14 protein-coding genes and 1 pseudogene are annotated in these 24,268 nt (G+C 57.6%); 9 read left to right on the plus strand and 6 right to left on the minus strand.

What is annotated here, in order from left to right; translation table 11 throughout:
- Window positions 1-2: 2 nt before the first annotated feature.
- Together wzb and JZ655_RS13645 are read right to left on the minus strand one after the other, a co-directional pair.
- Complete coding sequence (wzb, locus tag JZ655_RS13640; RefSeq protein ID WP_040074885.1) at window positions 3-446, minus strand: low molecular weight protein-tyrosine-phosphatase Wzb; 444 nt, start codon at window positions 444-446, stop codon at window positions 3-5.
- A 6-nt stretch (window positions 447-452) separates the two neighbouring features.
- Complete coding sequence (locus JZ655_RS13645; RefSeq protein WP_040074884.1) at window positions 453-1,589, minus strand: polysaccharide export protein; 1,137 nt, start codon at window positions 1,587-1,589, stop codon at window positions 453-455.
- A 691-nt stretch (window positions 1,590-2,280) separates the two neighbouring features.
- Here JZ655_RS13645 and JZ655_RS13650 point away from each other — a divergent pair.
- Window positions 2,281-3,855: a TerC family protein gene (locus tag JZ655_RS13650; protein ID WP_207292059.1), complete on the plus strand. Its 1,575-nt coding sequence runs from the start codon at window positions 2,281-2,283 to the stop codon at window positions 3,853-3,855.
- 40 nt (window positions 3,856-3,895) lie between these two features.
- On the opposite strand, the gene asmA is transcribed toward JZ655_RS13650, so the two are convergent.
- From asmA to udk, 3 genes are all read right to left on the minus strand, one after another.
- On the minus strand, window positions 3,896-5,740 hold the full coding sequence (asmA, locus tag JZ655_RS13655) for an outer membrane assembly protein AsmA (RefSeq protein WP_207292060.1): 1,845 nt from the start codon (window positions 5,738-5,740) through the stop codon (window positions 3,896-3,898).
- 26 nt (window positions 5,741-5,766) lie between these two features.
- On the minus strand, window positions 5,767-6,348 hold the full coding sequence (gene dcd, locus JZ655_RS13660) for a dCTP deaminase (protein WP_040074881.1): 582 nt from the start codon (window positions 6,346-6,348) through the stop codon (window positions 5,767-5,769).
- A gap of 91 nt (window positions 6,349-6,439) precedes the next feature.
- Entirely contained in the window at window positions 6,440-7,081 is a 642-nt protein-coding gene (gene udk, locus JZ655_RS13665) for a uridine kinase (RefSeq protein WP_040074880.1), read from the minus strand.
- 342 nt (window positions 7,082-7,423) lie between these two features.
- Between udk and JZ655_RS13670 the strand changes: the two genes are divergently transcribed.
- The gene (locus tag JZ655_RS13670) at window positions 7,424-10,750 is read left to right on the plus strand and encodes a diguanylate cyclase (protein ID WP_207292061.1); all 3,327 of its coding nucleotides are present in this window, start codon (window positions 7,424-7,426) and stop codon (window positions 10,748-10,750) included.
- Here the strand turns inward: JZ655_RS13670 and alkA are convergent.
- Window positions 10,715-11,587: a DNA-3-methyladenine glycosylase 2 gene (alkA, locus tag JZ655_RS13675; protein ID WP_207292062.1), complete on the minus strand. Its 873-nt coding sequence runs from the start codon at window positions 11,585-11,587 to the stop codon at window positions 10,715-10,717. The two genes, JZ655_RS13670 and alkA, sit on opposite strands and share 36 nt — an antisense overlap.
- A gap of 134 nt (window positions 11,588-11,721) precedes the next feature.
- Here alkA and yegD point away from each other — a divergent pair, with 134 nt between their 5' ends.
- The 7 genes and pseudogenes from yegD (at window position 11,722) to baeR (ending at window position 24,236) form a co-directional block, all read left to right on the plus strand.
- Window positions 11,722-13,074, plus strand: coding sequence for a molecular chaperone (gene yegD / locus JZ655_RS13680; protein WP_207292063.1), 1,353 nt, complete (start codon window positions 11,722-11,724; stop codon window positions 13,072-13,074).
- 207 nt (window positions 13,075-13,281) lie between these two features.
- A complete protein-coding gene (locus JZ655_RS13685) occupies window positions 13,282-14,514 on the plus strand; it encodes an MdtA/MuxA family multidrug efflux RND transporter periplasmic adaptor subunit (protein WP_207292064.1) in 1,233 nt (410 codons plus the stop codon).
- A complete protein-coding gene (locus tag JZ655_RS13690) occupies window positions 14,514-17,636 on the plus strand; it encodes an MdtB/MuxB family multidrug efflux RND transporter permease subunit (protein WP_207292065.1) in 3,123 nt (1,040 codons plus the stop codon). The genes JZ655_RS13685 and JZ655_RS13690 overlap by 1 nt, the downstream gene beginning before the upstream one ends.
- Window positions 17,637-20,729: a multidrug efflux RND transporter permease subunit MdtC gene (gene mdtC, locus JZ655_RS13695; protein ID WP_207292066.1), complete on the plus strand. Its 3,093-nt coding sequence runs from the start codon at window positions 17,637-17,639 to the stop codon at window positions 20,727-20,729.
- Window positions 20,713-22,117, plus strand: a pseudogene (gene mdtD, locus JZ655_RS13700) (multidrug transporter subunit MdtD). Before mdtC ends, mdtD begins: the two are co-directional and overlap by 17 nt.
- Window positions 22,114-23,517, plus strand: coding sequence for an envelope stress sensor histidine kinase BaeS (baeS, locus tag JZ655_RS13705; RefSeq protein ID WP_207292067.1), 1,404 nt, complete (start codon window positions 22,114-22,116; stop codon window positions 23,515-23,517). The pseudogene mdtD and the gene baeS overlap by 4 nt, the downstream one beginning before the upstream one ends.
- Complete coding sequence (gene baeR / locus JZ655_RS13710; RefSeq protein ID WP_046884784.1) at window positions 23,514-24,236, plus strand: envelope stress response regulator BaeR; 723 nt, start codon at window positions 23,514-23,516, stop codon at window positions 24,234-24,236. Before baeS ends, baeR begins: the two co-directional genes overlap by 4 nt.
- The last annotated feature ends 32 nt before the right edge of the window (window positions 24,237-24,268 follow it).

The raw sequence follows: 24,268 nt of genomic DNA on the forward strand, positions 1-24,268 counted from the left end.
TGTTATCCCTGCTGAACGTTCAGTGCCTGCGCCCACTGACGGGCAGACTGGTCAAGTAAGGTGTAAACCGCTTCAAAGGCTTCACGGCTTTTGCGATAGGGATCGGGGATTTCGCGTTCGTTGTCCCAGTGACCAAACAGCATCACTTTGCCGCGCATCTCCGGCGCGATATCGCACAGAGCGTGAATATGGCGCTTTTCCATCGCCAGGATCAGGTCATATTCCCGACACATGGCGGCTGAAACCTGACGGGCGCAATGCCCGTCTAGAGAAAGGTTATGTTGCTCTGCCACGCTCGTTGCACGCTCGTCGGCCCCTTTGCCTACCAGCGCACCCAGGCCTGCAGAACCCACCGTCAGCCCCGGCTGATATTGCTTTAACAGCCGCTCGGCCGTGGGGGAACGGCAAATGTTCCCCACGCACACCACCAGAATTTTGTTAAACATCGCGGATTACCAGTTATGCACGTCGCTTGCCGTGTCGGTCATGTAGCGAACGCCACTGATCGTCGGCAGCAACTGGTTGATCAGGCGGTTCCAGCGAGCAACCGGTGCGGTCGTCACGTAGACCACGTCATACGGCTGGAGGCGGAACTCGGTTGCCATCACCAGAGAGGTGGCATCGGACATATCCAGCTGATAAATGTTAGCAATCTTGCCGTTGCTGCCCTGTCCTTTGAGCGGACGAATAACGAAGATGCCGCTGGCATTGGAGGTCGTCAGATCGATACCTTCCGCCGAGCCCAGCGCTTCGGTCAGCGTCATGCCGCTGAAGTCCATTTTGAGGGTGCTCTGTTTCTTCACTTCGCCCATCACGAACACTTTCAGATCGTCATTACGCGGCACAAAGAGGATGTCACCCGGATAGAGCAGTCGGTTCTGGCTCAGGTCGCCGTTTTGCATCAGCGCCTGCAAGGAGATGCGTTGTTCTTTGCCCTGATGGGTCAGTACAACATTGCGCCAGTCGGCATTTTCAGTCAGCCCGCCTGCGGCGTTGATAGCGTCAAGTACGGTCAGCGGCACGTTGGTGATCGCCTGCTGCCCCGATTTATTGACCTGCCCGGAGATATAGGCTTTTTGCGAACGGAACGCGGCGATATTAACGTCCACCTGCGGATCAGCGATGTACTGCGCTAAGCGGCTGGTAATATCACTACGGATCTCGGCCAGCGTTTTGCCAACCACGTGTACTTTGCCAATGTAGGGATAGAACATGGTGCCGTCAGGCTGTACCCAGTTGCCGGTATCGCTCGAGCTACGGTACTGACCGGCTGGCGTCGTCAACTCCGGGTGGTCCCAGACGGTAACGCTAACGACATCGCCTGGTCCGACGCGATACTGATAAGAGGAGATCTCCTGATCCAGCGAAACGTTCGGCTGGGCCACGTTCGGGCGTGGGCGTAATTGCTCCACCAGTCTTGGTGTAAGGGGATAGACATTTACCATCCGATCAAGGTCGAAATCAGCATCTTGCTGTTTAATCACATCCTTACCCATGGTCGACATATTGCTGCCAGGTAAGACGGTGCACCCACTCATCAAGGTCACAGACACCAATAATGGCATCAATTTCATTTTGGATTTCATCATTGATTATTTATCACTTTGGCAGAGTAATTATCCTGTGCGGTTTAATTAAATGCGCGGCATTTAACTTTTAGCATGCGGTTAATAAAACAGAAATATAACTGGCATCAGTCCTAAAAAAAGTTTATTCATCCGCAAGCTATTGACAGAATAATCGAGGCTGATTAACACGCTTTCAGGCACGCTACCGCCCTTGGCTTTCAGTTACCAATCCACTGTTTAAACAGTAATTTATGGATAAACACCCTCTTTGACATGGTTTAATCGAAAGATATATCGGGCAAGAAAACGCTTCTCCAGATATAAACTTTCTGTTCTTTAAACCGACACTGAAATAGCAACAAGAGGCTTTAACATTTGATGCTGGAGGAATTGTTGCAGCTAACGATTTAGCAGGCAAGGAAACAACAGTCGGCGCATCGCTTTTTAAGATTAATATTAACGGCAAAGTTTTAATGTTTTAGGATTTTCTTCAGGTTGACAAAAATGAATATATAACCGTTACCTGCGATATTTCTTAAATATAATTATTTAAGGGAATTCTGGTTATAACCCTAAATTAACCATGGGAATAGAATGAGCCGTATTTGCGGCGTTGCACGAGGAAATCCCGTGCTGGCATTGCATTTTTCGCAGGCTTTATCCATGATCGAAATGTGACATTTGTCATATTACAAAAGGTATGATTCCCGCTATGGAATGGATTGCAGATCCATCAATCTGGGCCGGTCTGGTCACTCTGGTGTTACTGGAACTGGTGCTCGGCATCGACAACCTGGTCTTTATCGCCATTCTTGCCGAAAAATTGCCCCCTGCTCAGCGCGATCGCGCTCGCGTCACCGGCCTGCTTCTGGCCATGGTGATGCGCCTGCTGTTACTGGCCTCTATTTCCTGGCTGGTGGGGCTCACCAAACCGCTATTTACGGTACACGGCCTGGGCTTCAGCGCACGCGACCTGATTATGCTTTTTGGCGGCCTGTTCCTGATCTTCAAAGCCACCGTCGAACTCAATGAACGGCTGGAAGGTAAGGATAATGAAAACCCCACCCAGCGCCGGGGCGCCAGATTCTGGCCGGTGGTGGCGCAAATTGTGGTGCTGGACGCTGTCTTCTCTCTTGATTCGGTGATCACCGCCGTGGGGATGGTGGACCATCTGGCCGTTATGATGGCAGCCGTCATCATTGCCATTGCGCTGATGGTGATGGGCAGTAAGGCGTTAACGCGCTTCGTTAATAGCCACCCGACAATCGTCATTCTTTGTCTTAGCTTCCTGCTGATGATCGGCTTTAGCCTGGTGGCGGACGGCTTTGGCTTCCACATTCCGAAAGGCTATCTGTACGCCGCCATAGGGTTCTCGGTCATCATCGAGGCGCTAAACCAGCTGGCCATTTTCAACCGCCGTCGCTTTCTGTCAGCCAATCAGACGCTACGTCAGCGCACAGCTGAGACGGTGATGCGTCTGCTGAGCGGAAAGAAAGAGGATGCGGAACTGGATGCGGAGTCGGCCTCCCTGCTGGCGGATCATGACAGCAGCCAGATCTTTAACCCGCAGGAACGTCGAATGATTGAGCGGGTATTAAATCTTAACCAGCGTTCTGTCAGCAGCATTATGACCTCCCGTCACGATATCGAGCATATCGACCTCAACGCACCGGAGGCGCAAATCCGCGCGCTGCTGGAAAAAAACCAGCATACCCGCGTGGTGGTAACCGGTGGCGAGCAGGAGGAGGATCTGCTCGGCGTGGTACACGTTATCGACCTGCTCAACCAGCAGTTACACGATGAACCGCTTGACCTGCGGGCGCTGGTGCGTCAGCCGCTGGTCTTCCCGGAGGGGCTGCCGCTGCTCTCTGCGCTGGAGCAGTTCCGCAACGCCCGTACGCACTTTGCCTTTGTGGTGGATGAATTCGGCTCTGTTGAGGGGGTGGTGACCCTGAGCGACGTGATGGAAACCATTGCCGGTAACCTGCCCAATGAAGTGGAAGAGATCGACGCCCGCCATGATATCCAGAAAAATGCCGACGGAAGCTGGACGGCGAACGGTCATATGCCGCTGGAAGACCTGGTGCAGTATGTGCCACTGCCGCTGGATGAGAAGCGTGAGTATCACACCCTCGCCGGTCTGCTGATGGAATACCTGCAACGTATTCCCGCCCCAGGGGAAGAGGTCCAGGTGGGTCACTATGCTCTGAGGACGCTTGAAGTCGATCATCACCGGGTGCAGAAAGTGCAGTTAATTCCGCAGGCAGAGGAAGAGTACGAAGTGTAATAAAAAGCCGGGTTAGGCTAACCCCTACCCGGCTTAATCATTAAAGTTTTTCCAGCAGCTTTTTCACGTCTTTACTGTTTTTCGAATCCTTGTTGCGATCCGCCCAGTCGTTCAGACGCCGTTTGGCTTCATCCTGAAGATGTTTACGCATCAGCTGATCCACCTGCAGACTGTAGTTGAGCGCCTGCCACTGCCCATACACGCTAAGCGGGATCGGCGTCTGTTTCAGGAAGTCAATCAGCTTGCCTTCGCCCAGCCAGCCCTCCAGCACCGTCACTTTAAAGTGGGTATCCGCCGTCTCTTTGACCAGGTCCATCGTGCCATCGCCCTCAAGCGATAACATAGGCGATTCCCCCTGCATGCTTTCCAGCGAGAGCTGGCCGTTATCAAGCGAAAGCTCGGTAACAAAGCGATTCAGACGGGTGGCGTTCTCAAAGTTATCTTTGACCTTCACATTACTGCTGCGCTCCACCGCCTGCTGCACCAGCTGCTGGAAGTTAAGCCCTTCCATACGGGTGTTGCTCATCTCGACGTGGGCCTGCCCTTGCCAGTTGCGACGGAAGGCCTCGGCGTCGATCTTGCCGCCAGAGAAATCACCCGCCAGCGTCAGGCTACCGGTCAGGGGGATCGGATAGTTGAAAGCTTTCAGGATGGTGCCAATCTCGACATTTTCCAGCCGCGGCTGGAATGCCGTGCGGGCCTCCGCTTTGCGCACATCCAGGGTGCCTGGCAACGAGAGGCGCCCCTGCCCCATCTCGCCGCTCAGATCGCTGATGGTGAGCAAACCATTTTTGTTGGTCATCTGGCTGGAGACATGGGTGAAATCCATGCCGCGCCAGTGGACGCGGTTGGCTTTTAGCATGATATCCGCGTCAAAACCGCGCAGACCGTTATAGTCAGGCCGATCGAGGTTCGTCGAGCTCACCGGGCGCGGCTTCGGCTGAGACTGCCCCTGCTGCGCCACGTCACCCTGGGCGGCAGCGGCTTGCGCCGTAAGCAGATTTTCAAGGTTGAGCGTATCGAATTGCAGATTGATCACCCATTGCGGGGTGTCGCTCAGCATCACGCTCGCCTGGCCAGTCAGCGCGCTGTCGTTCGCTTTCAGATCGAGCTGATTGAGCTCAAGCTGTTTGCGCTCTTCCCGCCAGACTGCCTGCAGTTTACCCTGTCCGGTGATCCCCTGCGCCGGAAGATCGGCCCCGGTCAGCTGCCAGTCAAGCTGCTGAATATTGGCAATCAGCTGGTGAGGATAGTCAGACGCATCGACATTCGCATTCAGCGAGACCACCATGTCGCGCTGATTACGGTTCACGCGCCCGCTAAAGTCCATCGTGCCTTTGTGGTGCTCATCCTGCTCCATCTGCAGATTGATATTACGCACCGTCACCTGTTCGTCGCTCTCATGCTGGAACACCAGCACGCTATCGGCGACCTTCAGTTTGCCAATATCAAACGACCAGCCGTTATCTTCAGCTACGTCGGGGAGCGTGTTTTCGCGCGGCACCACCGGGGCATCGGGCTTGCGCACCGCCTCGGTCTGCGGCGTCAACTGAATTACCGCCCCTTTAAGCATCACCTGATTCACCTGCAACTGATGCGAAAGAAGCGGCATTAACGCCACGTCCAGACGCATATTGTCGGAGGTAAGCAGCGGCACGGAAGCCCCCGGCGCGGTTAACGACATCCGGCCGGAAAGAATGCTTAACTGCGGCCAGACGTGCCAGCGCAGCGGGCCGTCCAGCTTCATCACGTAGCCACTGCGCGCTTCAACCTGGCGCACCATGTAGGCGCGAAAATCGTTGGGATTAACCAGCAGCACCAACGCAGTAAGACCTGCCAGCAAGACCACCAGCAAAATCATCAGCGTTGTCAGAACTCTTCTCATGGCTTCCTCGGTGGACTGGGCTGGGCTCAGTCTTTGTCAATACGACTGGCAACCGCACCCTGCTGATCGCGGTATTTTGCATCCTGGCGGCGGTTGTAAGGACGTGCAGCCGGGCCGGTCAGCGGCTCGAAACTGAGCGCGCCAATCATCATGCCTGGACGTAATGCCAGCGGCAATTTACCGGCGTTAAAGAACTCCAGCACAATGCGACCCGACCAGCCTGGATCGATACGGTGCGCGGTTACGTGCACCATCAGCCCCAGACGCGCCAGAGACGAACGTCCATCAAGCCAGCCAACCAGATCGGCAGGCAGGGTCACGGACTCAAAGGTAACCGCCAGCGCCAGTTCTCCTGGGTGCAGATAAAAGGCCTCGCCGTCCTCAAGAACAATCTCGTCGCTCATCACGCGTTCGAGTGCGGCGCTCACTTCATCTTTTGGACCGCTAAGGTCGATAAAGGGGGCGGTATGCCCGCTGAAGGTGCGGAATTTATTGCCCAGACGCACATCCACGGTCACGCCATTAATGCGCTCCACGGGCGGACGGGGTGAAATGGACAGACGGCCTTCATCGAGCCAGGCTTCAATATCTTTATCACACAGACGCATGGCACTCTCTCCTTTCGTGCATCACTCCCTCGGGCTTATCTGCGCCGAGGGTGAACCGGGTTATCTCTGAACGGTACACAATTCGCGTGTTTTATTCAAAAAACTGGCTGATTTTCGCTTTCAGAATATCGATTGCAATACGGTTTTTACCCCCGCGCGGCACGATAATATCGGCGTACTGTTTGGACGGTTCAATAAACTGCAGGAACATTGGACGTACCGTTTTTTGATATTGCGCCATAACGGAGTCCATGGAGCGACCGCGTTCGTTAACGTCGCGCTTGATGCGGCGCATCAGGCAAATATCCAGTGGCGTATCAACAAAAATGGAGAAGTTCATCGATTCGCGCAGACGCGCGTCGGTCAGCAGCAGGATGCCTTCAAGGATAATGACCTTCTTTGGCTCAATACGGATAGTTTCCTGCGTGCGGGTATGTTCAACATAGCTGTAGACGGGTAATTCAATTGGGGCGCCGTTCTTCAGAGACTGAAGATGCTGAAACAGCAGGCTGTGATCCATCGCGCTGGGATGGTCATAGTTGGTCTTAACGCGCTCTTCCATCGACAGATGACTTTGATCCTTGTAATAGCTGTCTTCCGGAATGACACCGATGTGCTCATCACCAACCTGTTCACGTAATTCACGGTAAAGCGTACTAGCAATAAGACTTTTACCTGAAGCCGATGCGCCGGCGATGCCTATAATGACGCACTGATGAGACTTATCAGTCATAAATTTAGCGACCTGAGTAACCTGGATGTAAAGGAAGGACGACGCCGAAGCGTCAAACGGCGCAATTATAGGGATTTCGCTCCCGTGATACCAGTCGAAAGCGCAGGTTATGCGTGACGCGCGAAAATAGCCTTTTTCTTCCCGCTGCGTTATTACCCTGTTCACTTTTCCATCATCAAAGATGAAATTTTTGCAGGATAACTATTTAATAACTCTATGATGTCAAATTATGAGCAGCCACCATATGAATTGTAAATTGTTTGTACTAGCATAATCCAAATTCATCATTCAACTCGTCCGGACCTGGTTCGTGACGGCATGGCGTCCCCTGGATAAGCGGTAATGAATAAACAATACCAGCGCGTTTTGGTTACCACCCCACATCCTTTACTACGGCTTGTCAGTCTTGGTCTGGTTACCTTTATCTTTACCCTTTTTTCGCTGGAGCTGACGCGTTTCGGTACATTACTGGCACCTTTATGGTTCCCAACCGCCATTATGATGGTGGCCTTTTACCGTCACGCCGGCAAAATGTGGCCCGGTATCGCGCTCGCCTGCACCTTCGGCAATATCTTTGCCACCTGGCTGCTCTTCTCCTGGGATACCCTTAATCTGTGGTACGGGTTGATCAACACCCTCGAGGCGGTGGTCGGCGCGCTGTTGCTGCGAAAACTGCTCCCCTGGTATAACCCGCTGCAAAATCTGGGCGACTGGATCCGTCTGGCGATCGGCAGCGCCGTGATCCCGCCTCTGCTGGGCGGCATGTTGGCGTATCTGCTGGTTCCTACCGCCGAGCCGATGCGCAACTTTCTGGTCTGGGTGCTCTCGGAAACCATCGGCGCGCTGGCGCTGGTGCCGCTGGGGCTGCTGTTTAAACCCCACTACCTGCTGCGTCATCGCAATCCGCAATTACTGCTCGAAACGCTGGTCACCATGGTGGTGACGCTGGTGCTAAGCTGGATCGCCATCCGTTTTTTACCCTGGCCCTTTACCGCGATTATCGTCTTGCTGATGTGGAGCGCCGTCCGATTACCACGCCTTGAGGCATTTCTGGTCTTCCTGGTCACGGTAATGATGGTATCGCTGTTGATCGCCTCTTCGCCGGTGCCGCTGGTCACTGAAAATGCCGCCATGCTCAACGCCCCCTGGCTGCCATTCCTGATGATGCTGTTGCCCGCTAACGTCATGACCATGGTGATGTACGCCTTCCGCGCGGAGCGGAAACACATCACCGAGAGCGAAGAACGTTTTCGCAATGCCATGGAGTACTCCGCGATCGGCATGGCGCTGGTCGGTACCGACGGCCAGTGGCTGCAGGCCAACAAAGCGCTTTGTCAGTTCCTCGGTTACTCCCAGTCTGAGCTGCACTCCCTGACCTTCCAGCAGGTGACCTGGCCCGAAGATCTCAATCTTGACCTCGAGCAGATGGAGCAACTGATCCGCGGGGATATCAACAGTTACTCGATGGAGAAGCGTTACTACACCCGCAATGGTGAGGTGGTCTGGGCGCTGCTGGCGGTCTCGCTGGTGCGCCATGCGGACGGCAGCCCGCTCTATTTCATCGCCCAGATCGAAGACATTAACGATCTCAAACAGACCGAATGGGTTAACAAGCGCCTGATGGAGCGCATTACTCTCGCTAACGAAGCGGGGGGAATAGGTATCTGGGAGTGGGATGTTAAACCGGACGTGATCAGCTGGGATAAGCGCATGTTCGAACTCTATGAAGTTCCGCCGCATATTAAACCCACCTGGCAGATGTGGCATGAGTGTATGCTCCCGGAGGACCGCGCCCATGCTGAACAGGTGGTACGTGATGCCCTGGCCGCGCGCATTCCCTTCAAGCTGGAGTTTCGTATTCGGGTCAAAGAGGGGGTTCGTCACATCCGCGCGCTGGCTAATCGGGTGCTGAATAAGCAGGGCGAGGTCGAACGCCTGCTCGGCGTCAATATGGATATGACCGAGGTAAAAGAGCTTAACGAAGCGCTGTTCCAGGAAAAAGAGCGTCTGCATATTACCCTCGACTCCATCGGCGAAGCCGTGCTCTGTACCGATGTCGATATGAACGTCACCTTTATGAACCCGGTCGCCGAGAAGATGAGCGGCTGGACGCAGCAAGACGCGATGGGCCAGCCGATCTTATCGGTGCTGCATATTACCTTTGGTAATAGCGGCCCGCTGATGGAAAACATTCACAGCGGGGATATGTCCCGTACCGATATCGAACAGGATGTCGTCCTGCACAGCCGCAGTGGCGGGAGCTACGATATTCACTACAGCATCACCCCACTGAGCACTCTCGATGGACAAAACATCGGCTCGGTGCTGGTCATTCAGGATGTTACCGAGTCGCGCAAAATGCTGCGTGAACTGAGCTACAACGCCTCTCACGACGCCCTCACCCACCTGGCAAACCGCGTCAGCTTTGAAGCGCACCTGAAACGTCTGCTCCATATGGTGCAGGAGACCCGCCAGCGACATGCGCTGGTGTTTATCGATCTCGACCGTTTTAAAGCGGTGAATGACACCGCAGGCCATGCGGCGGGCGATGCCCTGCTGCGTGAGCTCTCTTCGCTGATGCTCAGCATGTTGCGTTCGACCGATGTGCTGGCGCGTCTTGGCGGGGACGAGTTTGGTTTACTGTTGCCTGAATGCAATACCGAAAGCGCCCGCTACATCGCGGGGCGTATCATTAATGCCATCAACGATTACCACTTTATGTGGGACGGCCGCCTGCACCGTATCGGCGCCAGCGCCGGGATTACGCTTATCGACGCCGTAAACCACCAGGCCGCTGAAGTGATGTCTCAGGCGGATATTGCCTGCTACGCCTCAAAAAACAGCGGGCGTGGGGTGGTCACGGTGTATGAACCGCAGCAAGAACGCATGCAGAGCAACCGCAATATGATGTCGCTCGATGAACAGTGGCACATGATTAAAGACAACAACCTGGTGATGCTGGCGCGCAGCGTGGCGTCACCGCGTATCCCGGAGAGCAGCAATTTCTGGATGCTGTCGCTGCGCCTGTGGACCAGCGAAGGGGAAGTTCTCGAAGAGCAGACCTTCCGTGCCGGGCTGGCTGAGCCCGAGCTCCTTCACGCTCTCGACAGACGCGTGATGCAGGAGTTCTTCCGCAGTTTTGCCGCCCCGCTGGCTAAAAAAGGGACCGGCGTGGCCCTTCCGCTGTCGCTGGCTGGACTGGCCAGCGTGACCCTGGTTGACGAGTTGCTGGATATGCTGGCACAGAGTCCGCTGCCGACACGACTACTGCACCTGATGCTGCATATTGACGTACTGAGACAGCAAAATAACGCCTGTCTGCAGGGGCTGGATAAACTGCGCCGCGCCGGCTGCCGTATCATCCTCAGCCACGTCGGGCGAGATATGGACGAGTTCAACTACCTCAGCGCCCATCAGGCAGATTACCTGCTGCTGGATCCCGAGGTCGTGACCAACGTTCACGGCAACCTGATGGACGAGATGTTGGTCACTATTATCCAGGGTCATGCCCAGCGGCTGGGCATGAAAACCATCGCCGGGCCGAGCAACCAGCCGGTGGTGATGGACACGCTCTCGGGCATCGGCATCGACTATATCTACGGCAATACCATTGACGAACCGCGTCCGCTGGAACTACTGCTTAATACCAGCTACTTCGCTATCAACTGACGGCGTCCAGCCTTCGGTATACCAGATATGCAGCAGCGCGTATGAGCGCCACGGCTGCCACCGGGCGGCATAGCGCCGTATCCCGGCCGGGGTCATGCCGGCAAAGCGTTGCTTGATCAAATAATCATCCGGTAAGAACACATCTTTTGCCTGCCAGCCGCGCAGGGCGAAATAATTCGCCGTCCAGCGCCCGATGCCCGGGCGAGTTTGCAGTGCCTTCACGCCCGCCTCGATGTCATCCGGCGGCGTAAGAGGAAATGTCCCGGCCTCCACCGACTGCGCCAGGTGAATGAGCGACTCGGCGCGTTTAACTGGCATGCCGAGCGCCTTCAAGGCCAGCGGGTCGGCATTTGCCAGCGCCGCCGGGGTAGGAAAGCAAAAATAGCCCGGCGCCCCTGCGAGCGGCTCACCACACAAGGCGACCACTTTCGCGGTGAGCTTCGCTGCCATCGCTACGCTCACCAGCTGGCCGAGAATAGCGCGTACCCCCTGCTCGTAAGCATCCATCGAGCCGGGCAGTCGCAGGCCGGGCCGGGCAGCACCGAGCGCCCCGAGTACCCCGGCTATCTGCTGCGGGCGACAATCCAGGTCAAACAGCCGGGCCACGCGCGCCAGGACCGGGTCAGCGACCGGCAGCAGCCCGTCACTCAGTTCAACCTGAAGCGTGCCATCTTGCAGGTGCGGCGTGGCGCGAATCAACCCGACATGCCCCTTACAGGCGAAACTGCGCACGTAGTCAGTGGCGGTCACGGTTTCGATACCGGTGACCGCACGGGCGGCCAAAAAATCGAACATCCATTGCCAGTCGTAGGGGGGTTGCCAGTGCAGAATAAACATTACGGCTCCTTTTTTCGTTACTCCACAGCATAACGCTGCCCGGCGGTTCTTGCCTTGCTTTCATATTCCAGTTGTCGCAGGCGAGACATTTCGCTAAAGTCTCGCCCCTTCTCAATGGCATGGGGATTTCGCACGTGTTTATCGGATTTGACTATGGTACCGCCAACTGTTCTGTGGCGGTGATGCAAGACGGGCAGCCACAGCTGCTCAAAATGGAAAATAACAGCACCCTGCTGCCATCAATGATTTGCGCGCCCACGCGTGAAGCGGTAAGCGAGTGGCTCTATCGTCATCATCAGGTTCCGGCTACCGGCACGGAAACCCAGGCGCTGTTACGCCGGGCGGTAAGCTTCAATCGCGAAGAGGATATCGACGTTACCGCCACCAGCGTGCAGTTTGGACTCTCCTCGCTGGGCCACTATATTGAGGACCCGGAAGAGGTCTACTTTGTTAAATCCCCGAAATCCTTCCTCGGCGCCAGCGGCCTGAAGCCGCAGCAGGTTGCTCTGTTTGAGGATCTGGTTTGCGCCATGATGCTGCATATTCGTCAGCAGGCACAGTCGCAGGTGACGGATACCATTACCCAGGCGGTGATTGGTCGCCCTATTAACTTCCAGGGGCTGGGGGGAGACGACGCGAACCAGCAGGCACAAGGGATCCTTGAGCGTGCCGCCCACCGCGCAGGTTTTCAGGACGTGGTGTTCCAGTATGAGCCGGTTGCCGCCGGTCTGGATTTTGAAGCGACGCTCAGTGAAGAGAAACGCGTGCTGGTAGTGGATATCGGCGGCGGGACAACTGACTGCTCGCTGCTGCTGATGGGGCCACAATGGCATGTCCGCCGCGACCGTGAAAATAGCCTGCTGGGACACAGCGGGTGCCGCGTAGGCGGGAACGATCTTGATATTGCACTGGCGTTCAAAAGCCTGATGCCGCTGCTGGGCATGGGCGGCCAGACGGAAAAAGGTATCGCCCTGCCGATCCTCCCCTGGTGGAATGCGGTTGCCATTAACGACGTCCCCGCTCAGAGCGATTTCTACAGTACCGCCAACGGTCGTTTCCTTAATGACCTGGTGCGCGATGCGCAGGATGCCGACAAAGTCGCCCTGCTGTATAAGCTCTGGCGTCAGCGTCTGAGCTATCGCGTGGTGCGTAGCGCCGAAGAGAGTAAAATTGCCCTTTCAGAAGCCGCCGATCATACCGTTACGCTGCCGTTTATCGGCGATGAGCTGGCCACCGCGATTAGTCAGCAGGGGCTGGAGGCGGCACTGGCGCAACCGTTGCAGCGCATTCTGGAACAGGTGCAGCTGGCGCTGGATAACGGTAAAGAGAAACCGGACGTGATCTACCTTACCGGCGGTAGCGCCAAATCGCCGTTAATTAAGCGTGCGCTGGCGGAGCAGTTGCCGGGCATCCCGATTGCTGGCGGCGATGATTTCGGCTCGGTGACGGCGGGGCTGGCGCGTTGGGCGCAGGTAGTGTTTAGCTGACATAGGCGCAGGCTGATGCTCTCACCCCACCCCTCTCCTACAGGGAGAGGGGGAAATGCCTAAAAAAGGCAACCCGTGTTGCCTTTTTGCTTTACCCTCATTCAGACAATTCCAGACAGTCTTCCATATTTCCTCCATTTTTCTGCCGTCTCCACTCACTAAACTAGTATCATTTCCCGAAATGTTTCAGGATGAGAACGTATAACGATGAAAGGCAGTCAAAAATCCCGCTGGGCAATTGCCGCAGGCCTTATTGTGGTGGTCATTGCCGCCGCGTGGTACTGGCACAGTCACTCCGCGGCACCGGCAGGTGCCACCAGCCAACAGCGCCCCGCAGGCGGTGGCCGCCACGCTATGCGCGGTGGCGTGCTGGCCCCTGTCCAGGCTGCCACCGCCGTCAATAAATCCGTTCCGCTTTACCTTACGGGCCTGGGAACTATCACGGCGGCAAATACGGTGACCGTGCGCAGTCGCGTTGACGGCCAGCTTATGGCGCTCCACTTCCAGGAGGGGCAACAGGTCAAAGCCGGTGATCTGCTGGCTGAAATCGATCCCAGCCAGTTTAAGGTTGCCCTCGCCCAGGCGCAGGGGCAGCTCGCAAAAGACAAAGCGACTCTCGCCAACGCACAGCGCGACCTTGCCCGCTTCCAGAAACTGGTGAAAACCAATCTGGTGTCACGCCAGGAGCTGGATACCCAGCAGTCGCTGGTCAGTGAATCACAGGGCACGATCAAAGCGGATGAAGCCGCCGTCGCTAGTGCCCAGCTCCAGCTTGACTGGAGCCGGATCACCGCCCCGATTGATGGCCGCGTGGGGCTGAAACAGGTTGATATCGGTAACCAGATCTCCAGCGGCGATACCACAGGCATCGTGGTGATCACCCAGACCCACCCCATCGATCTGGTTTTCACCCTGCCAGAAAACGACATTGCTACCGTTGTTCAGGCGCAGAAAACCGGCCAGCCGCTGGTGGTTGAAGCCTGGGATCGCGCCAACAAACAGAAACTGAGCGAAGGTACGCTGCTGAGCCTGGATAACCAGATCGACACCACCACCGGCACCATCAAGCTGAAGGCCCGATTTACCAACCAGGACGACGCGCTCTTCCCGAACCAGTTTGTTAACGCCCGGATGCTGGTCTCGACTCAGGATAACGCGGTAGTTATCCCGACCGCAGCCCTGCAGATGGGCAACGAAGGCAACTTCGTGTGGGTACTGAACAGCGAGAATAAAGTGAGTAAGCATCTGGTGAAAACCGGCATCCAGGACAGCCAGACGGTGGTGATCAGCGCCGGGTTGTCCGCAGGCGATCGCGTAGTCACTGACGGTATCGACCGCCTGACCGAAGGGGCTAAAGTCGAGGTAGTGGAAGCGCACAGCGACACCGCCACTCCGAAGCAGCCTGCCCGTGAACAGGCCAAACAGAGAGAGAACGCCTGATGCAGGTGATGCCACCCAGCGCCACGGGCGGGCCGTCACGCCTGTTCATTATGCGCCCGGTCGCCACCACGCTGTTGATGGTGGCGATTTTACTGGCGGGGATTATCGGCTACCGTTTTCTGCCGGTCTCCGCCCTGCCGGAAGTCGATTATCCCACCATCCAGGTGGTGACCCTCTATCCCGGCGCCAGCCCGGATGTGGTCACCTCTGCCATAACCGCCCCGCTGGAGCGTCAGTTCGGCCAGATGTCGGGGCTGAAGCAGATGTCCTCACAAAGCTCTGGTGGCGCGTCGGTGGTAACGCTTCAGTTCCAGCTCACGCTGCCGCTGGATGTCGCCGAGCAGGAGGTGCAGGCCGCCATTAACGCCGCCATCAACCTGCTGCCGTCCGATTTGCCGAATCCGCCAGTCTACAGCAAGGTCAACCCGGCGGATCCGCCCATCATGAGCCTCGCCGTCACCTCGTCTGCCATGCCGATGACGCAGGTGGAAGATATGGTCGAAACCCGCGTGGCGCAGAAGATTTCTCAGGTATCGGGCGTCGGCCTGGTGACCCTCTCTGGCGGCCAGCGTCCGGCTGTACGCGTGAAGCTTAACGCGCAGGCCATCGCCGCGCTGGGGTTGACCAGCGAAACCATCCGTACCGCCATCAGCAACGCCAACGTCAACTCGGCGAAAGGCTCCCTGGATGGCCCCACCCGCGCGGTCACGCTGTCGGCCAACGATCAGATGCAGTCTGCCGATGAGTACCGCCAGCTGATTGTCGCTTACCAGAACGGGGCCCCTGTTCGGCTGGGCGATGTGGCCACGGTCGAACAGGGGGCGGAAAACAGCTGGCTGGGTGCCTGGGCGAATAAGCAGCAGGCCATCGTGATGAACGTGCAGCGCCAGCCGGGCGCTAACATTATCGATACCGCTGACAGCATCCGCGCCATGCTACCGCAGCTGATAGAGAGCCTGCCGAAGTCGGTGAGCGTGAAGGTGCTTTCGGATCGCACCACCAACATCCGCGCCTCGGTCAGCGACACGCAGTTTGAGCTGATGCTCGCCATCGCGCTGGTGGTGATGATCATCTATCTGTTCCTGCGCAACGTTCCCGCCACCATTATCCCCGCCGTCGCGGTGCCGTTATCGCTGGTGGGGACATTTGCGGTCATGGTGTTTCTCGATTTCTCCATCAATAACCTGACGCTAATGGCGCTGACCATCGCCACCGGTTTCGTGGTGGACGATGCCATTGTGGTGATTGAGAATATCTCGCGCTATATCGAGAAAGGCGAGAAACCGCTGGCGGCAGCGCTCAAAGGGGCTGGTGAGATCGGCTTTACCATCATCTCATTGACCTTCTCCCTGATAGCGGTGCTGATTCCGCTGCTGTTTATGGGCGATATTGTCGGACGTCTGTTCCGCGAATTTGCGGTCACCCTGGCGGTGGCGATTCTGATCTCGGCGATAGTGTCATTAACCCTGACGCCTATGATGTGCGCGCGCATGCTGAGCCACGAGTCTCTGCGCAAACAGAACCGTTTTTCTCGCGCCTCTGAACGGATGTTCGAGCGGGTGATCGCCGCTTATGGCCGCCTGCTGACCAAAGTGCTTAACCACCCCTGGGCGACGCTGGGCGTGGCGCTGGCAACCCTGGCCCTCAGCGCCCTGCTGTGGGTCATGATTCCGAAGGGCTTCTTCCCGATTCAGGACAACGGCATTATTCAGGGAACGCTGCAGGCGCCGCAGTCGGTGTCGTTTGCCAGCATGGCCCAGCGCCAGCAGCAGGTTTCCGAAATTCTTATGAAGGATCCGGCCGTCGAGAGTCTGACCTCATTCGTGGGGGTGGACGGTACCAACCCGTCGCTGAACAGCGCTCGTCTGCAGATCAACCTCAAACCGCTCGATGAGCGTGATGACCGCGTTAATGCGGTGATTGAGCGCCTACAGCAAGCCGTGGCGCGCGTACCGGGTATCGAACTCTATCTGCAACCGACTCAGGATCTGACGATCGATACCCAGGTCAGCCGCACTCAGTATCAGTTTACCTTGCAGGCCACCACGCTTGAGGCGCTCAGCACCTGGGTGCCGCAACTGGTAGAGAAACTGCAGGCGCTGCCGCAGCTTTCCGACGTCAGCAGCGACTGGCAGGATAAAGGGTTGGCGGCCTATATCAATGTCGATCGCGACAGCGCCAGCCGGCTGGGCATTACCATGGCGGATGTGGATAACGCCCTGTACAACGCCTTTGGTCAGCGCCTGATCTCCACCATTTATACTCAGGCGAACCAGTACCGCGTGGTGCTGGAGCACGATACGCAACGGACGCCGGGACTGGCAGGGCTGGACGCCGTGCGTCTCACCAGCAGCGAAGGCGGCAGCGTGCCGCTCAGCGCCATCGCGAAAGTGGAGGAGCGCTATACGCCGCTGGCGGTGAACCATCTGGATCAGTTCCCCTCTACCACCATCTCGTTTAACGTCCCGGACGACTACTCGCTGGGCGAGGCGGTGGAGGCTATCCTGGGTGCGGAAAAAGATCTCAGTTTCCCCACCGATATTCAGACCCAGTTCCAGGGCAGTACGCTGGCATTCCAGGCCGCACTGGGCAGTACCATCTGGCTGATCGTGGCGGCAGTGGTGGCAATGTACATCGTGCTTGGCGTGCTGTACGAAAGCTTTATTCATCCCATCACCATCCTCTCTACCCTACCTACTGCAGGAGTGGGAGCCCTGCTGGCGCTGATGCTGGCAGGCAGTGAACTGGATGTGATCGCCATCATTGGCATCATCTTGCTGATTGGTATCGTCAAGAAGAACGCCATCATGATGATCGACTTTGCCCTTGCCGCCGAGCGCGAGCAGGGAATGGCACCGCGCGAGGCCATCTATCAGGCCTGTCTGCTGCGCTTTCGTCCGATCCTGATGACCACCCTCGCCGCCCTGCTCGGTGCCCTGCCGCTGATGCTCAGCACCGGGGTTGGCGCAGAGTTGCGTCGTCCGCTGGGGATTGGCATGGTAGGCGGCCTGCTGGTCAGCCAGGTGTTAACACTCTTTACCACACCGGTGATTTACCTGCTGTTCGACAGCCTGGCACTGAAGATGAAATCCCGCTTCCCGAAGCGTACTGAGGAGGCGTAAGTGAAGTTTTTCGCCCTCTTCATTTACCGCCCGGTGGCGACGATCCTGATTTCGCTCGCCATTACGCTCTGCGGCGTGCTCGGCTTCCGGCTGCTGCCGGTGGCCCCGCTGCCGCAGGTGGATTTCCCGGTCATTATGGTCAGCGCGTCGTTGCCCGGCGCGTCGCCAGAGACCATGGCCTCGTCGGTCGCCACGCCGCTTGAGCGCTCCCTCGGACGCATCGCCGGGGTCAACGAGATGACCTCCAGCAGCTCGCTGGGCAGTACGCGCATCATTCTGGAGTTCAACTTTAACCGCGACATCAACGGCGCGGCCCGTGACGTGCAGGCAGCGATCAACGCCGCGCAAAGCTTGTTGCCAAGCGGTATGCCGAGCCGCCCGACGTACCGCAAAGCTAACCCGTCAGACTCGCCGATCATGATCCTGACGCTCACCTCGGATACCTATTCCCAGGGTGAGCTGTATGACTTTGCCTCTACCCAGCTGGCGCAGACCATCGCCCAGATCGACGGCGTGGGCGATGTGGATGTGGGGGGCAGTTCCCTGCCAGCCGTGCGCGTGGGGCTCAACCCGCAGGCGCTGTTTAACCAGGGCGTATCGCTGGATGACGTGCGCAGCGCTATCAGTAATGCTAACGTGCGCAGGCCGCAGGGAGCCATCGAAGACAGTAGCCACCGCTGGCAGATCCAGACCAACGATGAACTCAAAACCGCCGCCGAATACCAGCCACTGATTATTCACTACAACAACGGCGCGGCGGTGCGCCTCAGCGACGTGGCAAGCGTAACCGACTCGGTTCAGGATGTGCGTAACGCCGGGATGACCAACGCCAAACCGGCCATTTTGCTGATGATCCGCAAGCTGCCGGAGGCCAACATCATCGAGACGGTCAACAGCATCCGCGCCCGTCTGCCGGAGTTACAAGAGACCATTCCGGCGGCCATCGATCTGCAGATCGCTCAGGACCGCTCCCCCACCATTCGCGCCTCGCTTGAAGAGGTTGAGCAGTCGCTGATTATCTCCGTGGCGCTGGTGATCCTCGTGGTCTTCCTGTTCCTGCGCTCCGGTCGCGCCACGCTGATCCCCGCCGTGGCGGTACCGGTGTCGCTTATCGGCACCTTCGCCGCCATGTATCTGTGCGGTTTTAGCCTTAATAACTTGTCGCTGATGGCGCTGACTATCGCCACCGGCTTCGTGGTGGATGACGCTATTGTGGTGCTGGAGAATATCTCCCGTCATCTGGAGGCGGGCATGAAGCCGCTTCAGGCGGCGCTGCAGGGGTCGCGTGAAGTGGGCTTTACCGTGCTCTCCATGAGCCTGTCGCTGGTGGCCGTGTTCTTACCGCTGCTGCTGATGGATGGCCTGCCGGGACGGCTGTTGCGCGAATTCGCCGTGACGCTCTCGGTCGCCATCGGCATTTCGCTGGCGGTCTCTCTGACCCTCACCCCGATGATGTGCGGCTGGATGCTGAAATCCGGCAAACCGCACAGCCAGCCGCGTAAACGCGGGTTTGGCCGGCTACTGATGGCGCTGCAGGAGGGCTACGGTAAATCACTGAAGTGGGTACTGAACCATACCCGCATCGTCGGGCTGGTGCTGCTGGGCACCATTGTGCTCAATGTCTGGCTCTATATCACCATACCGAAAACCTTCTTCCCGGAGCAGGATACCGGGGTGCTGATGGGCGGCATCCAGGCTGACCAGAGCATCTCCTTCCAGGCGATGCGCGGAAAGTTGCAGGACTTTATGAAGATCATACGCGACGACCCGGCGGTGGATAATGTCACCGGCTTTACCGGCGGCTCGCGGGTCAACAGCGGGATGATGTTTATTACCCTTAAATCCCGCGATAACCGCAGCGAAACCGCCCAGCAGGTTATTGATCGTCTGCGCGGCAAGCTGGCGAAAGAGCCCGGCGCAAACCTCTTTTTGATGGCCGTTCAGGATATCCGCGTTGGCGGGCGGCAGGCCAATGCCAGCTACCAGTACACCTTGCTGTCGGACGATCTCGCCGCCCTGCGCGAATGGGAGCCGAAGATCCGCAAAGCGCTGGCGGCCTTGCCGCAGCTGGCGGATGTTAACTCAGACCAGCAGGACAACGGCGCAGAGATGAGCCTGACCTACGACCGGGAAACCATGTCGCGGCTGGGGATAGATGTCAGCGCGGCCAACAGCCTGCTGAATAATGCCTTCGGTCAGCGGCAGATCTCTACCATCTACCAGCCGATGAACCAGTACAAGGTGGTGATGGAAGTCGATCCGCGCTACACCCAGGATATCAGCGCACTGGATAAGATGTTTGTGATTAACAACGACGGCAAGGCAATTCCGCTCTCCTACTTTGCCAGCTGGCAGCCGGCGAACGCGCCGCTGTCGGTTAACCATCAGGGGCTGTCCGCGGCGTCGACCGTCTCATTCAACCTGCCTACCGGCTCTTCGCTCTCAGAGGCCAGTGAAGCCATCAACCGCGCAATGACTCAACTGGGGGTCCCTTCGACGGTGCGCGGCAGCTTTGCCGGTACGGCGCAGGTTTTCCAGGAGACGATGAATTCTCAGATCATTTTGATTCTGGCGGCGATTGCCACCGTCTATATCGTGCTGGGGGTGCTCTACGAGAGCTATGTCCATCCGCTGACGATTCTTTCCACCCTGCCGTCGGCGGGGGTGGGGGCGCTGCTGGCACTGGAGCTATTTGGCGCACCGTTTAGCCTCATCGCGCTTATCGGGATCATGCTATTAATAGGAATAGTGAAGAAAAACGCGATCATGATGGTCGATTTTGCTCTGGAGGCGCAGCGCAACGGCAACCTGAGGCCGCAAGAGGCCATCTTCCAGGCCTGCCTGCTGCGTTTCCGCCCGATTATGATGACCACCCTGGCAGCGCTGTTTGGCGCGCTACCGCTGGTTATCTCCAGCGGGGACGGTGCCGAGCTGCGTCAGCCGCTGGGGATCACCATTGTCGGCGGTCTGGTGATGAGCCAGCTGCTTACGCTCTACACGACGCCGGTGGTTTACCTGTTCTTTGATCGTCTGCGGTTGCGTTTTTCACGGCAAAACACTAACGGTGACGGAGTAAATGACCGATCTCCCTAAGCAGGTTCGCTGGCAGCTATGGATTGTCGCCTTCGGCTTCTTTATGCAGTCGCTGGATACGACCATCGTTAACACCGCCCTCCCCTCAATGGCGAAAAGCCTGGGGGAGAGTCCGCTGCATATGCACATGGTCATCGTCGCCTACGTGCTGACGGTGGCGGTGATGCTGCCTGCCAGCGGCTGGCTGGCTGACAAAGTGGGGGTGCGCAATATTTTCTTTACCGCCATCGTGCTCTTTACCACCGGCTCGCTGTTTTGTGCTCAGGCGAACACCCTCAATGAGCTGATCATGGCGCGGGCGTTACAGGGGGTCGGCGGGGCGATGATGGTGCCGGTTGGCAGGCTGACGGTGATGAAAATCGTCCCGCGCGCGCAGTATATGGCGGCAATGACCTTCGTCACCCTACCCGGGCAGGTTGGTCCGCTGCTCGGCCCGGCGCTGGGGGGGATTCTGGTTGAGTACGCTTCCTGGCACTGGATCTTCCTGATTAACCTTCCTGTGGGGGTTATCGGCGCCATCGCCACCCTCTGGCTTATGCCCAACTACACCATGCAGACCCGACGCTTCGATCTGGTGGGCTTTTTTCTGCTGGCGGCCGGTATGGCGACCCTGACCCTGGCGCTGGATGGGCAAAAGGGGCTGGGGATCTCTTCTCTGTCGCTGGTCGCTCTGGTGGCCATCGGGGTGGTTTCGGTGCTGTGGTATCTCTGGCATGCCCGCGATAACGACCGCGCCTTATTCAGTTTGTCGTTATTTCAAAATACGACCTACCGGCTGGGGCTGCTGGGCAGCTTTGCCGGGCGCATCGGCAGCGGTATGTTGCCCTTTATGACCCCGGTCTTCTTACAGATTGGTCTGGGTTTCTCCCCGTTCCATGCCGGGCTGATGATGATCCCCATGGTGCTGGGCAGTATGGGGATGAAGCGGATCGTCGTGCAGGTGGTCAACCGCTTTGGCTATCGGCGGGTGCTGGTGACGTCCACCCTGGGGCTGGCGCTGATCAGTCTGCTGTTTATGGCCGTCGCCCTGCTGGGCTGGTACGCCGTTCTGCCGCTGGTGCTCTTCTTCCAGGGCGTCATTAACTCCACCCGCTTCTCGTCGATGAACACCCTCACCCTCAAGGATCTGCCGGATTCGCTGGCGAGCAGCGGCAACAGCCTGCTGTCGATGATCATGCAGCTCTCCATGAGCGTCGGGGTCACTGTCGCTGGGGATGTATGGCCAGCACCATCTGAGCGCCGATACCGCCGTGGCCCACCAGGTCTTTTTATACACTTATCTCAGCATGGCGGTCATCATCGCTCTGCCCGCGTTGATCTTCGCCAGGGTTCCGGATGATACCAGTAAAAACGTCGTCCTCCGGCGGCGTAAAAGGAGTGAACCATGAAGTTCTGGCGTCCCGGTATTACGGGTAAGCTGTTTCTCGCCATTTTCGCCACCTGTATCGTCCTGCTTATCACGATGCACTGGGCGGTGCGGGTCAGTTTTGAACGCGGCTTTATCGATTACATTAAGCATGGCAACGAACAGCGTCTGCAGGGGTTAAGCGATGCGCTGGGCGAACAGTATGCCCTGCATGGCAACTGGCGGTTTTTACGTAATAACGATCGCTTCATTTTTCAGATCCTGCGCTCCCTCGAACATGATTCTGATGATGATCGCCCCGGTCCGGGCATGCCGCCGCACGGCTGGCGCACCCAGTTCTGGGTGATTGATCAGGATATGCGCGTGCTCGTTGGCCCGCGCGCCCCCGTCCCCCCGGACGGGACCAAACGTGCCATCAGGGTCAACGGCGCCAACGTCGGCTGGGTCATTGCCTCCCCGGTGGAGCGGCTCACCCGCAATACCGATATTAATTTCGATCGCCAGCAGCGGCAGACCAGCTGGCTGATTGTGGCCCTCTCCACCCTGCTTGCCGCGCTGGCCACCTTCCCGCTGGCGCGCGGCCTGCTGGCGCCGGTCAAGCGGCTGGTTGAAGGGACGCACAAGCTGGCGGCGGGCGATTTCTCGACCCGGGTAGATACCCGCAGCGAGGACGAACTGGGCAAGCTGGCGCAAGACTTTAACCAGCTTGCCAGCACCCTGGAGAAGAACCAGCAGATGCGCCGGGACTTTATGGCCGATATCTCGCACGAACTGCGCACCCCGCTGGCGGTGCTGCGCGGCGAACTGGAGGCCATCCAGGATGGGGTGCGGCAGTTCACCCCCGAGTCGGTGGCCTCGTTACAGGCAGAAGTGGGTACCCTCACCAAGCTGGTGGACGATCTCCACCAGCTTTCGATGTCCGACGAAGGGGCGCTGGCCTATCAGAAAGCCCCGGTCGATGTGATCAACATTCTGGAAGTGGCCAGTGGGGCGTTTCGCGAACGTTTTGCCAGCTGCGATCTGCGCATTGAACTCGCCCTGCCCGACCATGCGGTGGTCTTTGGCGATCGCGACCGCCTGATGCAGCTATTTAATAATCTGCTGGAAAACAGCCTGCGTTATACCGATGGCGGAGGGGCATTACGCCTCTCCGGCCACCTTACAGACACCCATTTTGCCCTCACCTTCGCCGACACGGCCCCCGGGGTCACGGACGCGCAGCTCACAAAACTGTTTGAGCGCTTTTACCGTACGGAAGGTTCGCGTAATCGTGCCAGCGGCGGCTCCGGGCTGGGGCTGGCGATTTGCGTGAACATTGTGGCGGCGCACGGCGGCACGCTGCGCGCCGCGCATTCGCCTTTTGGTGGGGTTAGCATTACAGTAGAGCTACCGCTGGAAAGAGAGTTATCGAGAGAAGTATGACTGAACTCCCTATTGACGAAAACACGCCACGAATTTTGATCGTGGAGGACGAGCCTAAGCTTGGGCAGCTGTTAATCGACTATCTGCGGGCAGCCAGCTATGCGCCCACCCTGATCAGCCACGGCGATCAGGTGCTGGCGTATGTGCGTCAGACCCCACCGGATCTGATCCTGCTGGATCTGATGCTGCCAGGCACCGATGGGCTGACCCTGTGCCGCGAAATCCGCCGCTTTTCCGATCTCCCCATTGTGATGGTGACGGCCAAAATCGAAGAGATCGACCGCCTGTTGGGGCTGGAAATTGGTGCCGATGATTACATCTGTAAGCCCTATAGCCCGCGCGAAGTGGTCGCCAGGGTGAAAACGATTTTGCGCCGCTGCAAGCCACACCGTGAGCTTCAGGCTCTGGATGCGGTCAGCCCGCTGATTATCGACGAGAGCCGTTTTCAGGCCAGCTGGCGTAATAAGCTACTGGATTTAACCCCCGCCGAGTTTCGCCTGCTGAAAACCCTCTCTCACGAACCGGGGAAAGTCTTCTCCCGAGAACAGTTACTTAACCACCTGTATGACGATTATCGCGTGGTTACTGACCGTACTATTGATAGCCACATTAAAAATCTGCGCCGCAAACTGGAAGCGCTGGATGCCGATCAGTCGTTTATTCGCGCGGTGTATGGTGTGGGATATCGCTGGGAAGCGGACGCATGCCGCATCGGATAGGAGAGTGTGAACGCAGCTGAGGGGTAACAGGC

Origin of the sequence: Leclercia pneumoniae (assembly GCF_017348915.1) — a bacterium.
Classification (GTDB): Bacteria; Pseudomonadota; Gammaproteobacteria; order Enterobacterales; family Enterobacteriaceae; genus Enterobacter; species Enterobacter pneumoniae.

Excerpts from the sequence above, each read along its gene's own strand:
- wzb (WP_040074885.1), bottom strand. The coding sequence starts at position 446 with ATGTTTAACAAAATTCTGGTGGTGTGCGTGGGGAACATTTGCCGTTCC.
- JZ655_RS13645 (WP_040074884.1), bottom strand. The coding sequence starts at position 1,589 with ATGATGAAATCCAAAATGAAATTGATGCCATTATTGGTGTCTGTGACC.
- JZ655_RS13650 (WP_207292059.1), top strand. The coding sequence starts at position 2,281 with ATGGAATGGATTGCAGATCCATCAATCTGGGCCGGTCTGGTCACTCTG.
- asmA (WP_207292060.1), bottom strand. The coding sequence starts at position 5,740 with ATGAGAAGAGTTCTGACAACGCTGATGATTTTGCTGGTGGTCTTGCTG.
- dcd (WP_040074881.1), bottom strand. The coding sequence starts at position 6,348 with ATGCGTCTGTGTGATAAAGATATTGAAGCCTGGCTCGATGAAGGCCGT.
- udk (WP_040074880.1), bottom strand. The coding sequence starts at position 7,081 with ATGACTGATAAGTCTCATCAGTGCGTCATTATAGGCATCGCCGGCGCA.
- JZ655_RS13670 (WP_207292061.1), top strand. The coding sequence starts at position 7,424 with ATGAATAAACAATACCAGCGCGTTTTGGTTACCACCCCACATCCTTTA.
- alkA (WP_207292062.1), bottom strand. The coding sequence starts at position 11,587 with ATGTTTATTCTGCACTGGCAACCCCCCTACGACTGGCAATGGATGTTC.
- JZ655_RS13685 (WP_207292064.1), top strand. The coding sequence starts at position 13,282 with ATGAAAGGCAGTCAAAAATCCCGCTGGGCAATTGCCGCAGGCCTTATT.
- JZ655_RS13690 (WP_207292065.1), top strand. The coding sequence starts at position 14,514 with ATGCAGGTGATGCCACCCAGCGCCACGGGCGGGCCGTCACGCCTGTTC.
- baeS (WP_207292067.1), top strand. The coding sequence starts at position 22,114 with ATGAAGTTCTGGCGTCCCGGTATTACGGGTAAGCTGTTTCTCGCCATT.
- baeR (WP_046884784.1), top strand. The coding sequence starts at position 23,514 with ATGACTGAACTCCCTATTGACGAAAACACGCCACGAATTTTGATCGTG.